General features: G+C 32.5%; 14 protein-coding genes. All 14 read right to left on the bottom strand.

Annotation, left to right across the window (positions count from 1 at the left end; genetic code table 11):
* Positions 1-128: 128 nt before the first annotated feature.
* The gene (gene sigF, locus ACWJKP_RS10150; protein ID WP_165413396.1) at positions 129-881 is read right to left on the bottom strand and encodes an RNA polymerase sporulation sigma factor SigF; all 753 of its coding nucleotides are present in this window, start codon (positions 879-881) and stop codon (positions 129-131) included.
* Positions 882-891: 10 nt separating this feature from the next.
* A complete protein-coding gene (gene spoIIAB, locus ACWJKP_RS10145) occupies positions 892-1,320 on the bottom strand; it encodes an anti-sigma F factor (protein WP_165413395.1) in 429 nt (142 codons plus the stop codon).
* Between the two features lie 13 nt (positions 1,321-1,333).
* A complete protein-coding gene (gene spoIIAA, locus ACWJKP_RS10140) occupies positions 1,334-1,669 on the bottom strand; it encodes an anti-sigma F factor antagonist (protein WP_165413394.1) in 336 nt (111 codons plus the stop codon).
* Positions 1,670-1,917: 248 nt separating this feature from the next.
* Positions 1,918-3,219, bottom strand: coding sequence for an acetyl-CoA hydrolase/transferase family protein (locus ACWJKP_RS10135; RefSeq protein ID WP_165413393.1), 1,302 nt, complete (start codon positions 3,217-3,219; stop codon positions 1,918-1,920).
* A gap of 565 nt (positions 3,220-3,784) precedes the next feature.
* Positions 3,785-5,158 (bottom strand): hypothetical protein, encoded by a 1,374-nt coding sequence (locus tag ACWJKP_RS10130; RefSeq protein ID WP_165413392.1) that lies wholly within the window; start codon positions 5,156-5,158, stop codon positions 3,785-3,787.
* A 469-nt stretch (positions 5,159-5,627) separates the two neighbouring features.
* Positions 5,628-6,266, bottom strand: a complete 639-nt coding sequence (locus ACWJKP_RS10125; RefSeq protein ID WP_165413391.1) for a nitroreductase family protein — start codon at positions 6,264-6,266, stop codon at positions 5,628-5,630.
* Between the two features lie 72 nt (positions 6,267-6,338).
* The gene (locus ACWJKP_RS10120; RefSeq protein WP_165413390.1) at positions 6,339-7,457 is read right to left on the bottom strand and encodes a 4-hydroxybutyrate dehydrogenase; all 1,119 of its coding nucleotides are present in this window, start codon (positions 7,455-7,457) and stop codon (positions 6,339-6,341) included.
* Between the two features lie 68 nt (positions 7,458-7,525).
* Positions 7,526-8,896 (bottom strand): aldehyde dehydrogenase family protein, encoded by a 1,371-nt coding sequence (locus ACWJKP_RS10115; protein WP_165413389.1) that lies wholly within the window; start codon positions 8,894-8,896, stop codon positions 7,526-7,528.
* A gap of 102 nt (positions 8,897-8,998) precedes the next feature.
* On the bottom strand, positions 8,999-10,477 hold the full coding sequence (locus tag ACWJKP_RS10110) for an acetyl-CoA hydrolase/transferase family protein (RefSeq protein ID WP_165413413.1): 1,479 nt from the start codon (positions 10,475-10,477) through the stop codon (positions 8,999-9,001).
* An 80-nt stretch (positions 10,478-10,557) separates the two neighbouring features.
* Positions 10,558-11,475, bottom strand: a complete 918-nt coding sequence (locus tag ACWJKP_RS10105; RefSeq protein ID WP_165413388.1) for a DMT family transporter — start codon at positions 11,473-11,475, stop codon at positions 10,558-10,560.
* A gap of 23 nt (positions 11,476-11,498) precedes the next feature.
* Positions 11,499-12,806 (bottom strand): acetyl-CoA hydrolase/transferase family protein, encoded by a 1,308-nt coding sequence (locus ACWJKP_RS10100; RefSeq protein ID WP_165413387.1) that lies wholly within the window; start codon positions 12,804-12,806, stop codon positions 11,499-11,501.
* 18 nt (positions 12,807-12,824) lie between these two features.
* Positions 12,825-13,097 (bottom strand): hypothetical protein, encoded by a 273-nt coding sequence (locus ACWJKP_RS10095; protein ID WP_165413386.1) that lies wholly within the window; start codon positions 13,095-13,097, stop codon positions 12,825-12,827.
* Entirely contained in the window at positions 13,097-13,384 is a 288-nt protein-coding gene (locus ACWJKP_RS10090) for a NifU family protein (RefSeq protein WP_165413385.1), read from the bottom strand. Before ACWJKP_RS10090 ends, ACWJKP_RS10095 begins: the two co-directional genes overlap by 1 nt.
* Before the next feature lie 93 nt (positions 13,385-13,477).
* Positions 13,478-14,932, bottom strand: a complete 1,455-nt coding sequence (locus tag ACWJKP_RS10085; protein ID WP_165413384.1) for a 4-hydroxyphenylacetate 3-hydroxylase family protein — start codon at positions 14,930-14,932, stop codon at positions 13,478-13,480.
* Positions 14,933-15,106: the final 174 nt, after the last annotated feature.

The raw sequence follows: 15,106 nt of genomic DNA, 5'->3' as shown, positions 1-15,106 counted from the left end.
TCTTTATGTTAGTATTTGCATTAATATTATTTTTAGTCAAAAAAAATAAGACGAATTTATAGATAGGGAACTTCAAAATTTAAAATTGAAGTTCCTTATTTATATATCATCTTACACACTCACTTTTATTAGATCAACTTTTCCCTCATTATTTTTAAAACTTTTTTTTCTATTCTCGATACTTGTACCTGGCTAATTCCCATCATTTTTGCAACTTGAATTTGTGTATTATCTTTAAAATATCTGAGCATAATTATTTGCCTTGATTTTGCATCAAGTTTTCTAAGTGCTTCTTTAAGGGAAATTTTATCTAAAACCTGATTATCTTCTTCGTATTTTTCACTTAATTTATCTATTAATAGTACTGGGGCACCGTCATCTTGGTGTATTGTATCAAATAAATACAGCATATTGCTAGCAGACTCTAATGCATATACTATATCCTCTTTTTCAATTTTTGAAAAAACCGACAGTTCATCAATAGTAGGCTCCCTACCCAATTCTTTGGTTAGAGTATCTTTATCATAATGTAATTGTCTTGCAGTAATCTTAACGCTTCTACTTACTTTTATAATTCCATCATCTCTAAGAAATCTTTTGATTTCTCCCATTATCATAGGTACGGCATATGTAGAAAATTTCACATTATACTTAGTATCAAAATTATTAATTGCCTTTACTAAGCCAATACATCCAATTTGAAATATATCATCATACTCATATCCCCTATTAAGAAATTTTTTACTTATTGATGAAACTAATGGTAAATTCATTTCCACCAACGTATCTAATGCACCCGGCTCTTTATTTCTAGCCAATTGAATAAGTTGCATATTATCTTCATAAGTATAGTTTTCTTTTCTTACTATTTTTTGATCCATAATATTCCACCTAACTTAAAGGATTAAATATTTTTTTCATTATTATACTTGTTCCCCTACCTTTATCAGACTTTACTTCTAAACTGTCCATAAAAGTCTCCATTACAGTAAAACCCATACCTGACCTCTCTAAATCTGGGCGCGAAGTGTATAATGGTTGCCTAGCAAGTTCTAAATTGTCAATTCCTTTTCCTACATCTTCTATTATCACTGTTAGTTCAGTTCCATTAATAATAGCTTCTATATTAATCATTTCCTCTTCATTATCATATCCATGAATAATTGCATTAGTAACTGCTTCTGATACTGCTGTTTTAACGTCGGTAATTTCTTCAATTGTAGGATCTAATTGTGAAGCGAACGCTGCTACTGCTACTCTTGCAAAACTTTCATTCTGCGATTTACTTAAAAATTCAATTTTAATTCTATTGTAACACATACTAATCCCCCCACTAAATGTTGTTTACAGCTTGTTCAACGTCATCATATGACATAATAATCTTAAACATTCCTGACAATTCAAATACTCTTTTTACTGAAGATTTAATATTAGTTACGCATACTTTCCCATTTTTCATATGTAACTTTTTGTATCTTCCAATGACCACACCAATACCGGAGCTGTCCATGAACGTCACATCTTTGAAATCCATAATTAATTTATTGTAACTATCTCGTTCTAAACGATCATCTATAATGTTCCTTACTTCTTCAGCACTATGATGGTCTAGTTCTCCAAACATGTAAACTATCAATTTGTCCTCGCTATTTTCAAAATTTAAATGCATTTTCTTCCCCCCAAATCATTTTAAATTAAAATATTTTTCAGTATTGCCTAAATAATGTACCTTTATTCTATATTCTATAACTTACATGATTTTCCTTCTTTTTTTATGTAATATTTTTTCATTTTTTTATGTTATACCCATTTTTATTAGAGACTACAGTAAAATATGAAAATAAAAAGAAGCAGGATGACTAAATACAAAGTCACTGCTTCTTTTTACTATATCTTTAGTGTTTATTATATATTTTACTAAAACTTACAGTTAAATCTTTCTTCCCATTCCTCAATAAGTGAATGTCTAAAGTCTGGATGAGCAATATTTATGAGCGACCTTGCTCTATCTCTTAATGTTTTACCTTTTAGCTCCGCAATACCATATTCAGTAATTACGTATTGTATTTCGTTTCTCAAAGTTGTAACAGCTGCTCCTTCATCAAGCAAAGGCGTAATTCTTGAAATCTTTCCTTTACTTGCTGTAGAAGGCATTGCAATGATAGATTTACCGTCCTTTGCCATACTTGCACCTCTAATAAAGTCAACCTGTCCACCTGTCCCACTAAACTGAGTTAATCCAATAGTTTCTGCATTTACCTGCCCCATAAAATCTACTTGAATAGCAGAATTTATACAGACCATTTTACTGTTTTTTGCAATTATAGCCGGATCATTTACATAATCTACAGAATACATTTCAACCATTGGATTATTATCAACAAAGTCATAAAGTCTTTTAGTTCCCATGAGGAAAGTTACTACTATTTTCCCTGGATGAAGTGTCTTAGCTTTATTTGTTATAACTCCTGTTTCAACAAGTTCAACTACTCCGTCTGAAATCATTTCCGAATGTATACCTAAGTCCTTTTTATCCTTTAAAAACAAAAGTACTGCATCTGGAATAGCTCCTATTCCAAGTTGAAGTGTGGAACCATCCTCAACTAAAGAAGCACAATACTCTCCAATAGCTTTCTCAATATCTCCAATTTTAGGAGGATTAAGCTCTATTATTTGATGACTTACTTCTACAATATAATCAATATCAGAAATATGTATAAAAGAGTCTCCCATAGTTCTTGGCATTTTATTATTTACTTCTGCAATTACCATTTTTGAACATTCCGTTGCAGTCTTTGTATAATCGACAGATACACCGAAACTACAATAACCGTGCTCATCTGGTGCTGAAACTTGAACAATTGCCACATCTATTGGTAGATAGCCCTTCTTAAATAGCTCAGGTATCTTAGAAAAAAAACAAGGTGTAAAATCTGCTCTTCCATCTCTAATGGCTTCTCTTGTAGGAGCGCCTGCAAATAAAGCATTATGCTTAAAATGTTTTTCCATTCCAGTATTAGTATACTCAGCTTTTCCCATAGGAACCATGTGTGCAATTTCAACATTTTCATAAGCCTTACAATTAGCTACCATTGCAGCTATAATCTCTGTTGGCTCTCCACAAGCATGGCCTGTAACTACCCTATTTCCGGACTTTATTTTCCCTGCCGCTTGCTGCGCCGTAATCACCTTTGATTTATAGATTTCTTCTAAGTTCATACCAATCACTCTCCTAAATTATAAAATTTTTGTTTTGACTATATATTAAATATTTTAATATCATAGTTTCAGTTTTTAAGGAAACGTTGTTATAAATAAGGTTATAATATTTCTTAAAATTTTTATTAGCACATTTTTGTTAGTATTTCAATGGATTATTGTGATTTATTTCACAAATGTTAGAAAGCGAATTTACAGAAATTTATAAACTCCTGCATAATATATATACTAATATTTATTGTTCTTCCTGCATTTTTTAAACTTGTTCATTTTCACACCAATTCTAATTGGCTTATCTTTCCACTTATTATTCTTTTAGTATACACTAATTCTCTTAACTTGTATACCTAAATAAGGTTCTTTAATTATATATATAACCATATTTCCAATGTATTTATTAAAATACATCGCTTTGAAACTTCATAACTATTATTAGCCTTTTTTATTTTGTACAAAACTTAACAAAATAAAAAAGGCACTAAAACATGAAAATAAATAGAAGCAGTATAATAAAATGTAAAATCACCTCGCTTCTATTCCTTTTATTCAAAAGTCTTTCTCTTGCTTATGCCTCCAGTTCTTCATTTTCAAACAGCATAACATCAAATTTTGGTTTATTTCCTGATTGAATGATTATACAAAGTACAATGCCTGCTGCTAATCCCCAAGCTGCCCCTCTTGTTGCAACTACAGCAGCCATAACACCTGCAATACCTAGATCATTTGCTGTACGTGCCTTCAAAACTCCTACCCTTATAGAAACATACCCCTGTATTAGCATTGTAGATGCTAGTGCAATTCCTAAGATAGGTTTGCATAGGGAAACTATTGGTAAGAGTAAATATCCAGTAAGCGTACCGAATCTGAAGGAACCCGCTCCACCAAATATCGACTCCATAGATTCCTTGCCATGTTTATATCTTTCACAAATAACAACTTGCATTGCTGCCCATAGTGGTCCACACATTGTAAGATCTGGTCCTATTACAGACATTAGCATGTTACGAAGACCAAATATTATGTGAGATCTGTTCGAATTATAATCTATAAGTTCATCTGGTCGCTCCTTCTTACAGTCTCCTATTAACGCTTGAGATTGTATCATATCACCAAATAAAACTATATATGCAGAAATAACCATCGGTAGAGCATTTATAAACATTTTAACTGGAGGAAACCCTATATCTTTAGAAAAAAGGGTCCATTGTGTCCATAAAACTCCAAAAGCTGGTTTTGTTATACCCCATTCTACCTTAGGCCAAGCTGTTTCCCCAACTAAAGGCGCAAATATTATCGCAAGTGCTATAATTGGTAGTATGCCTAAATTAGATATTGCTTTTAAAATTTTATTTTTATTGCTAATACTTTTAAAATGATTTGAAAATAAAAGGTAGAAACCTAACCCTACGCAAACAACGATAGAAATAGGGAATTGATCAAAACGAGCACCTTTTACAAATATAATATTTACAGCTGCAATACCAGCTCCAATTATAATGCCGGACTGCATAGCATTAGGAACAATGTGAACTATCTTCTTGCCAAGTCCTGTAGCACCTAATAATAATGCTAAAGCTCCTAGACTCATTTCAAATGCTATTAATGCTTGTATTCTTTCAGGTCCTATGGCATAATCACTTACATAAAGAATGAGAAGTGGAATGGCTGGTGTAACCCACCCAGGCACAACTGGATCCCCTAAAAATACATGTGCACAATAAAATATACCATTTAACACAACAACTGCCATTGATACTTCAAAAGGCATTCCTAAAAATTCCTGGAGCATTGGAATAGCTCCAAGACAAACCGCACACATCAGTAATCCTTGAATATAATCTGCCATTTGAAACTTATAGTGAATTCCAGGTATTCTTATTTTAAAGGGACCTGCAGGTATATATGGTTGTTCTTTCACAAACTCTTTTTTAATAGACATAAGTTAACCTCCGATTTTATTTCCTACCACTTGTTCTGCCGTAATGACCTTTGATTTGTAAATATATTCCAAGTTCATACCTATCACTATCCTAAATTATATTTTTTTGTTTTGACTATATATTATCTAATTTAATATAGCTTTCACTTAGTGAGAAATCGTTACCAAAACCACTGTCATTTTAATATGTCTGAATGCATTTTTCTTAGTATTTCAATGAATTATTGTGATTATTTTCACAAATATTAGCAAAAAAATTTATAAATCCCTGTATAATACATATATCTTATTATTTAGTATATACTAAGTATCTTAACTTGTATACCTAAAAGAAATTCAGCATTTCATCTAAAAAAGCGCGACCCAAGAACATGAAAATAAATAGAATCAAGATAATTAAGTACAAAATCACCCTGCTTCTATTCATTAATTTTTAGTAAAAATCTTTGGTATCATCAATAAGAATTTTTTAGAGTATAACTGTAATAACTTCATCTACAGGCTTTCTACGAGGGCTTTTATTTTCCTCTTCTAATGGTAATCCAATAGGGGTTAATGCCATTAATGAATACTCTTCTTTTTTAAAATTAAGCACATCTCCAATTTCTTTTGCAGCATAATTTGGACCTGTCATCCAGCATGTTCCATAGCCAAGACTCGCTGCTGCAAGTAATAAGTTTTCCATTGCGGCCGATGCTCCCTGTATTCCTGGTGCAGTATTAAAAAGTTCTTTTATATCATCTGCGCTTTCATTAATGGCCTTAAATTCTTCAAATCCTGTTGGTTTATAATTTCCAGCATATACTAGAATTAAGCAAGGGGCATTCCTAAATGCAATATGGTATTTTAAAGATTTAGTGAAAATTGCCTTAATATTTTCATCTACAATTTTAGATGCTATTTCTGAATTTTTATCTTCCACGACTTTTACAATTTCATTTATCTTTTCTTTATTTCTAATTATTACAAAGTGCCAATTCTGAACATTTTTACCCGATGGAGCGTGAATAGCCGCTTTAATAATCTCCTCTAAATCAATCATAGGAATAACTTCGTCCTTAAATTTTCGTATACTGTGTCTTTTATAAATAAAATCTAAATTCGACATGCAATACCTCCTAATTTTATGTTGTATATCATATACTATAAAAAGAGAGGTTTAAACCTCTCTCATTATATTTTAATACAAATTCTTATAAACGTCTCTAATTTCATCTCTGCTTAAAGGCACATAATTATTAGCTAAAAGTCTTGCCTGACCTACAATAACGCTATCCGCAAAGCCTTCAATATCTTCTACCTTCATACCATAGTCTTTCAAAGGTTTTCTAGTTAATAATTTATCAAGTATGTTGGCAAGTGCTGCAAATACATCATCTTCACCATTTACATTTAAAATATCTGCAAGTATTTTTTTAATATCTTTAATTTTACCATTTGGATTTTTCTTATTATAAGTTCTAAATACTTCAACAAACATCTGGTAGTTTGCTTCTCCATGAGGAACGTGGTAAGTTCCACCAAGTGGATAAGAAAGTGCATGAACAGCACCAACCCCTGTGTTTCCAAAAGCAATACCAGCATAGTTACTACCTATTACAAAATCTTCAATTATTTCTTTTCTGTATTCTTCACCTTTTTCAATTATTTGAACGTATCCTTTTAAAATCAATTCCATTGCTTTAACACTAAATAATTCTGTGTATGGATTAGATTTTGGAGATACATAGGACTCAATAGCATGAATCAACGCATCAATTGAACTAGCAACAAAAAATCTGTATGGTAGTCCTTTAACTAGTTCTTGAATAAGTACTGCATGATCAGCTAATAATTCATCTGTAGCAAGGCCCATTTTTGTATGTTTAGCTTTAATTTCAGCTATAGATAAATTTGTAACTTCTGAACCCGTTCCAGCAGTTGTAGGAACTATTATAAGCTCTTTATCCTTTATAAGTGGAACTTTTTTCTCAAATAAATCTAATGCTGTATTATCACCTTTTATTACAAGAAGCTTTGCTATGTCAATAACACTACCGCCACCAACAGCAAAAATCCTTTTAAAACTTTTCCCCTTAATAGTAGCGAGAACTGCATCAATTATTTCATCTGAAGGTTCTCCAACTCCATATTTTTCTAGGAAAACTACTTCAGCGTTAAGATTTAGGCTTCCGAAAAAAGGATTATATATAAATTCATTTGATAATACAAAATCTCCTTCACCGATATTAAAGGTTTCAGCAAAATCCCTTGCTGTATCAAACTTATGAATTTGTGACTTAATTGAAAATAATTTCATTATTTTACCTCCTATTTAATTTAATTGAAATTAGGTTTCAACATAAATTGAAACCTAATAACTCTATATTATTTTGACCAAATTTCCTCTATAGTTGGAACCTTAGCATCCTTATTGAAATATCCTATTCTTGATATGTTTATTAAGTGGTAATACGTAAAGTTCTCAGATATTGAATTATTTCCCCAAGATCCACAACCAAGAGTTGTAGATGGATTGAATCCATTATTGAAACTTCCACCCGCTCCTGTTGATGATGTTTGATTAACAACTAATCTACTTATAGGTAATTCTTTTCCTGCATATTCAATATGATCATTATCATTTGAATGAACCGCTGTAGTATGACCTGCGCCTTCATATAAAAGGTTAGTTTTAGCTAGTTCTACTGCTTCTTCAAAAGTATTGTAAGTCATTGTGATCATAAATGGGAACATTTTTTCCTTGTTAAGTACATCTAGTGATCCTATTCCTTTAGTTTTTAGTATAACTACTTTAGTATCTTCAGGAACCACAACTCCTGCCATATCAGCAATAAATTGAACTGATTGACCAACAAGTTTGCCATTTATACTTCCACCTGGGAACATAACCTTTCTAAACTTATCAATTGTTGCTTCATCTTCAATGTAGTATGCACCATTATCAACAAATGCCTTCATTATTTCAGAATGTTTTTCAACTGGAGCAATAATTGATTGTTCTCCAGAACAGATGATACCATTATCAAACTTTCTTCCTGCTATAATATCTTTAGCAGCTTTATCAAAATCATAATCTCTATCAATAATAACTTGAACATTTCCTGCTCCTACTCCGAATGCTGGTTTTCCGCTTGCGTAAGCAGCCCTTACCATTCCCATTCCGCCAGTAGCTACAACTGTATCAGCAGCTGCCATTAATTCTCCAGTTAATTCAACAGATGGTTCTGATATTATTTGAATTAAGTTTTCTGGTGCTCCTAGTTTCCTTAGTTCATCATTCATTAGTTTAACAGCATGTGCTGAGCAATCCTTAGATCTTGGGTGTGGAGCAACAATAATTGCATTTCTTCCTTTTAATGCAAACATGGCATTACACATAGGTGTAACTATTGGATTTGTAGTTGGTGTAATAGAAGCTATAACTCCCTTTGGCTTAGCAACTAGTACTATTCCTTCTTTTCCTTCTTCTGCTCCAATGATATCTACAGATTTTTTACCTTTTAAACTGTTCCATATAGTCTTTGACTTACCCATGTTCTTAGCTACCTTATCTTCATAAACTCCCATTCTTGTTTCAGTTACCGCTTCTTTTGCAAGTATTTCAGCATTATCAAATATAACCTTACCAATAACTCTAACTAAATCATCCACCTGCTCTTGATTATAATTTGCAATACCTGCTTGAGCTGTCTTTGCCTTAATCATCATTTCATTTATATATGCCTTGTTATCCATTTTATCTTCCTCCTATTTGTTTTATATATTGTTTTATATATTTATATATTTTTTTATATTAACTTACTATTAGATTATCATATTATTTAACGAAAATACATTTTATAATTTTTTATTCATCTTCATTGTACCTGTTTCCATAAACCTTACATGCCAGGATAGCGCATCGCATAACACATGAGGGGTATGCTTTCCAGCACAACATTCTGCTTTCTCCAAGTATTCCAAAAGTTGTGGCCTATAGTCAGGATGAGCACAATTATTAATAATCGCAACTGCCCTTTCCTTTGGGCTCTTACCTCTTAAATCTGCGGTGCCTTGTTCAGTAACAATTACCATAACATTGTGTTCTGTATGATCTACATGCGAAACTATTGGAACTATTGAAGATATATCTCCACCCTTGGCTATAGATTCTGTTGTAAATATGGTTAAAGAAGCATTTCCTGCAAAATCTCCAGAGCCACCTATTCCATTCATCATCTTTGTACCCATAACATGAGTTGAATTAACATTACCATATATATCAACCTCTAAAGCTGTATTCATAGCAATAACTCCAAGCCTTCGAATAACTTCTGGATTATTACTTATTTCCTGAGGCCTCAATACAATTTTATCTTTTAAACTGCCAACGTCACGTCTAAAAGCTTCCATTCCAGTTGGTGAAGGGCTTAATGCTGTAGCTGAAACCATTTCTGCTTTGCCACATCTTATAAGATCAAGCATAGAATCCTGTATTACCTCTGTATAGCAAGTAAGCTTTTTCAAATTAGTTTCACAAAGTCCTGCAAGCACTGCATTCGCTACATTCCCAACTCCTGATTGCAAAGGTAATAAATTTTCTGGGAGCCTTCCTTCTTTAACTTCATTTTCAAGAAAATTTATTAAGTTTTTTGAAATTGCTTTAGAAGTTTCATCAATAGGTTTTAACGCTCTTGTTTTATCAGATGTATTTGTCATCACAACTGCAGCAATTTTTTCAAGTTTACAAGGTATATAAGTTGTTCCAATCCTATCTCCCGGATGTGTTATTGGAATTGGCTTCCTGAAGGGAGGATTTTCTAACGTATAAATATCTGCAATACCTTCTAATGACAATGGCTGATTTTCATTAACTTCAATAATAACCATATCTGCATTTTCCACATAAGTAGCTGCATTCCCCACTGCTGTTGTAGGGATTATGTTGCCTTCTTCCGTAATTGCCAAAGCTTCTATAATTGCAACATTAACTTTAGGTAAAAATCCATAATTTACAAATTGAGGCATACAGCTTAAATTCATATCAATATACTCTGTAAGCCCTTTATTAATGCAGTTTCTTAAATTGCTGTTAGTTTGATAGGGCATTCTTTTTGAAATTATACCCGCCTCAGTCCAAGCTCCATCTATTTCTGCACCAACAGAAGCACCTGTATACAATGTGAGTTTCATTTTTTCGCCAGTACTTTTAACTCTTTGCGCAAGAGCTAAAGGAACATCCTTAGGATAACCTGATGGAGTAAACCCACTTACTCCAACTACCATACCATCTTTTATTAGACCCGCTGCTTCCTGCGCAGAAACTACTTTTTTCATAACTTCTTGACTTCTTATTCTCGTATTTTCCAAAATTACACCTCCAGTTTATATTAAATGTAAAAGATTATCTTAAGTATTTAGTTAGTAACTACTTGAGAAATCTCTGAAGCTCGCTTAGATTTAAATGCAATATACGAGCTCACAATAATAAATCCAATTCCTATAACTATATTTAATTCAAGCTTCTCTCCAAGTATCATTACAGCGAGCATAGTAGCTAAAGCAGGCTTTATTAAAAATACTAAGGATGCTGTAACTGCTGATGTTAACCTTATTGCTCCAAGGTAGAATACATATCCAAGTGCCTTTATAAATAGGCCCATGTACACGAGTACTAAACCTGCATTACCATCAATTCCTTTGAATATAGGTCTTCCTGTAGCTAAAAGTATTATTAATACAAAGAATGCTCCAATATAGAATGCTATACAGTTAAATACATAACCACCGTATTGATTTATTCTAATTTTGCTAATTACTGTAAATAGCGACCAGGCTATAGCTGCACCTAATGCAAGTGTTATTCCTAACAAATTAGAAGATTCACCATTCATTCCTGCTACCATTTTTGATGGATTGAAAATTATAATAACACCTAAAATACCTACCAAAAGAGATATTAATGTCGCTTTATTAATCTTTTCTTTTAAAATTAAATAAGCAAAGGGTACTGTAAATATCGCATTTGAACTAAATATAACCGCTGAAGTTGAAGCTAGAGTATATTTACCTGCAAATGATAACAGCGCCATTGAGATGGGTATACATAGTGCACCATTTAATGCAAAGTAGCCAACATCATTTATACCAAGCTTTAACTTCTTAGCTTTAATATCTTTTATTGCAAATGGAGTTAATAGTATTGCGCCGATTGTGAATATTAGAAATGTAATTTGAAATGAATCCATTCCATTTTTAACCAGCATTTTATTTGCAATTTCCTGAGTGCTGTATAGTAGAGCAGTTAGAATAATATACACATAACCTTTCCTCATTTGTTTCCCCCTATAATTTGCATTTAATTTTGAAATTTGGCTTTAAATCTCTTTTCCCATTCTTGCATAAGTGAAGGTCTAAAGTCTGGATGAGAAATATTTATGAGAGACCTTGCTCTATCTCTTAATGTTTTACCTTTTAGCTCTGCGATACCATACTCAGTAACTACGTATTGCACTTCGTTTCTCAAAGTTGTAACCGCTGCTCCTTCATCAAGCATTGGTTTAATTCTGGAAATCTTTCCTTTGCTTGCTGTAGACGGCATGGCAATAATAGATTTTCCATCCTTTGCCATAGCTGCACCTCTAATAAAATCAACTTGTCCACCAGTTCCACTAAACTGAGTTAAACCTATAGTTTCTGCATTGACCTGCCCCATAAGATCTACTTGAATAGCAGAATTTATACAAACCATTTTATTATTTTTTGAAATTATAACCGGGTCATTTACATAATCTACAGAATACATTTCAACCATTGGATTATTATCAACAAAGTCATAAAGTCTTTTGGTTCCCATAAGGAAAGTTACTACTATTTTCCCTGGATGAATTGTCTTAGCCTTATTTGTTACAACTCCTGTTTCAACAAGTTCAACTACTCCGTCTGAAATCATTTCCGAATGTATGCCTAAGTCTTTTTTGTCCTTTAAAAATAAAAGTACTGCATCTGGGATAGCTCCTATTCCAAGTTGAAGTGTGGAACCATCCTCAACTAAAGAAGCACAATACTCTCCAATAGCTTTCTCAACATCTCCAATTTTAGGAGGATTAAGCTCTATTATTTGATGACTTACTTCTACAATATAATCAATATCAGAAATATGTATAAAAGAGTCTCCCATAGTTCTTGGCATTTTATTATTTACTTCTGCAATCACCATTTTTGCACATTCCGTTGCAGTCTTTGTATAATCAATAGATACACCGAAACTACAACAACCGTGCTCATCTGGTGCTGAAACTTGAACAATTGCCACATCTATTGGTAGATAACCATTTTTAAATAGCTCAGGTACCTTAGAAAAAAAACATGGTGTAAAATCTGCTCTTCCTGAGCTTACTGACTCCCTTGTAGTTCTCCCTACAAATAATGAGTTATGTCTAAAGTGTTTTTCCATGCCTGGCTTTGCATATTCACTTTTACTCATTGCCACCATATGTACGATTTCAACATTTTCATAAGCCTTACTATTAGCTACCATTGCAGCTATAACATCTGTTGGCTCTCCGCAAGCATGTCCTGTAACTACCCTGTTTCCTGACTTTATTTTCCCTGCTGCTTGCTCCGCCGTAATAACCTTTGATTTATAAATTTCTTCTAAGTTCATAATTATCACTCTCCCCAATTACAAAACTTTGATTTTGTCTATAATATTAAGCAATTTTCTGTTATCGTTTTCACAAGTTATATATACTTTTTCATATTTAGCTTCAAGATTTTGGTGACTCGCACAAGCACTGGTACATCCACATAAAATAACAACCACATCATAAATAATCCCGTGTTTTGCCGTTTCAATACTGTGCGCTTTGCCAATATATTTCTTTAATCTTGACACTACCCCTGGCCTATCATAAGTTGGATTACATCCTCCACAATATTTAATACCAATTTTCATTATTTCCCTCTATTACCCTTACTTAAAAATTTTCTAGCTTGTTCTAATAACTCTTCGCTTACTTCATTTTTAAGTATTACCTTTTTAATGCTAGGAATTGCTTCTTTAAGTGCAACTTCAACCACATCTTCAATGGTAAATTTTGCAGATAAACATCCCTTACATTGCCCCAAAAGCTTAACTTCAACTATTCCATCGTCGAAGCTAACAAGTTCAATATTTCCATAGTGATCTTTTAGCTTTGGTCTGACATTCATCTCAAGGATTTTTTCAATTTCAGCAAACATTACGTCACTCCATTCTTTTAAATATATGCGGGGTGGGTTACCCCTTATATATTTAAGGTTTTCATATTATGAAAAATGTATTTTATAAATAATTTATTCTTTTATTCTAGCTATCACTTTTGCTAAGGCCTTTTTATGGGCTAAATTGCTTTGTCTTGCTATCATTATTCTTTGAGCCTGTGGTGAACCTGCACCATGCATTGATTCTGTTCTGTAACCAACTGCCGCGGTTCCAAGTGCTAAGTTTTCTATTAATCTTAATATTCTCATTCTATTTTCAGTTGAAACAGATGCAACACCTTTTAAATATTTTTCAAGATAAGGTCCGGTTATTGGATCTTTAAAATCTTTATCTGCAGGCATAGTTACCATTAATCCTCCAGCGATATCTTCAGCAAGTCTTACTATTTCATATGGGAATCTTGTAACATTTTGCTTACATACATTAGCAAGTAACAAATCTATTATATAATTACCTGATTCAGTTTTATGACCTTCTGCAGAACATGCAATTCCACAAGCGTATAGTGTTTCATTTAGGTGAGTCATTTCTATTAATTTATCTTTAATATGTGATACTCTATTAGTTCCATTATAATCTGCTGCGAGTGCCGTAGCGCCAATAAGCACATCACCTACGCCAACTTTACATCCGCCATAACTTTGTCTATGGTATCCTGCAAATCTTTCAACAAGCATACCTGCAAATTCTGTTTCTCCATTTAAGAATATTCGTTCATTTGGTACGAATACATCATCAAAGATAGTTAAAGCTTCTACTCCACCATAATTATAATTTCCAACATCTATATCTGCGCCTTCTTCACTTTTTCTTGTATCGCAGGATTGACGTCCAAGAATCATAATAATGCCTTCTGTGTTTGTTGGTACTGAAAATGATACTGCATAGTCCTTATCCTCTGGTCTCATAGCAATAGTTGGCATAACTAAAACTTCGTGAGAATTACATATACCAGTTTGATGAGCCTTTGCCCCTCTGACTACAATACCATCAGGTCTTCTTTCAACTACCCTAAGATACATATCTGGATCTTCTTGTTTTGATATTGATAGACCTCTATCTCCTTTTGGATCTGTCATTGCTCCATCTACTATTAAATCATTTTCGTGAATATATTTTAAAAACTTTTTAAATCTTTCATGGTACTCCGTTCCATAAGCTTTATCTATTTCATAAGTGGTACTATATTCAGAGTTAAATGCATCCATGCCAACACATCTTTGGAAGCATGAAGCGGTTTTTTGCCCACATAATCTTTGCATTTTAACTTTTTTAACTAGATCCTCTGTGCTTTGATGTATATTAGCAAATCTGTTAATTTTTTCACCTGTAATTATTGAAGTAGATGTCAATAAATCTTCATATTCAGGCATTTGTGCCAAATCATAAGTCATTTTAACTGAATTCATTGAAGGCCTAATTATAGGGTTATCTACTACATTTTCTACTTTTTCTCCAAACATATAAACTTTTAAATTCAATTCTCTAAGACTTTCTACGTATTGTTCGCCAGTCATTAATCCCATTAAAACCATTCCCCTCACATGTGTATTTTATGTAACTTTACGTTTACATATGTAGCAATACCTGTGCCAAAGTTACAAATATGTGATATGTTTTCTTAAATACTATTATATTAATGTATTTTAATGAATTATTGTGATTGTTTTAACAGATATATTTATAAAAAAAAAATAATA

Source organism: Clostridium sp. CM037, assembly GCF_055081095.1.
This window is presented reverse-complemented; position numbering and strand designations above follow the sequence as displayed.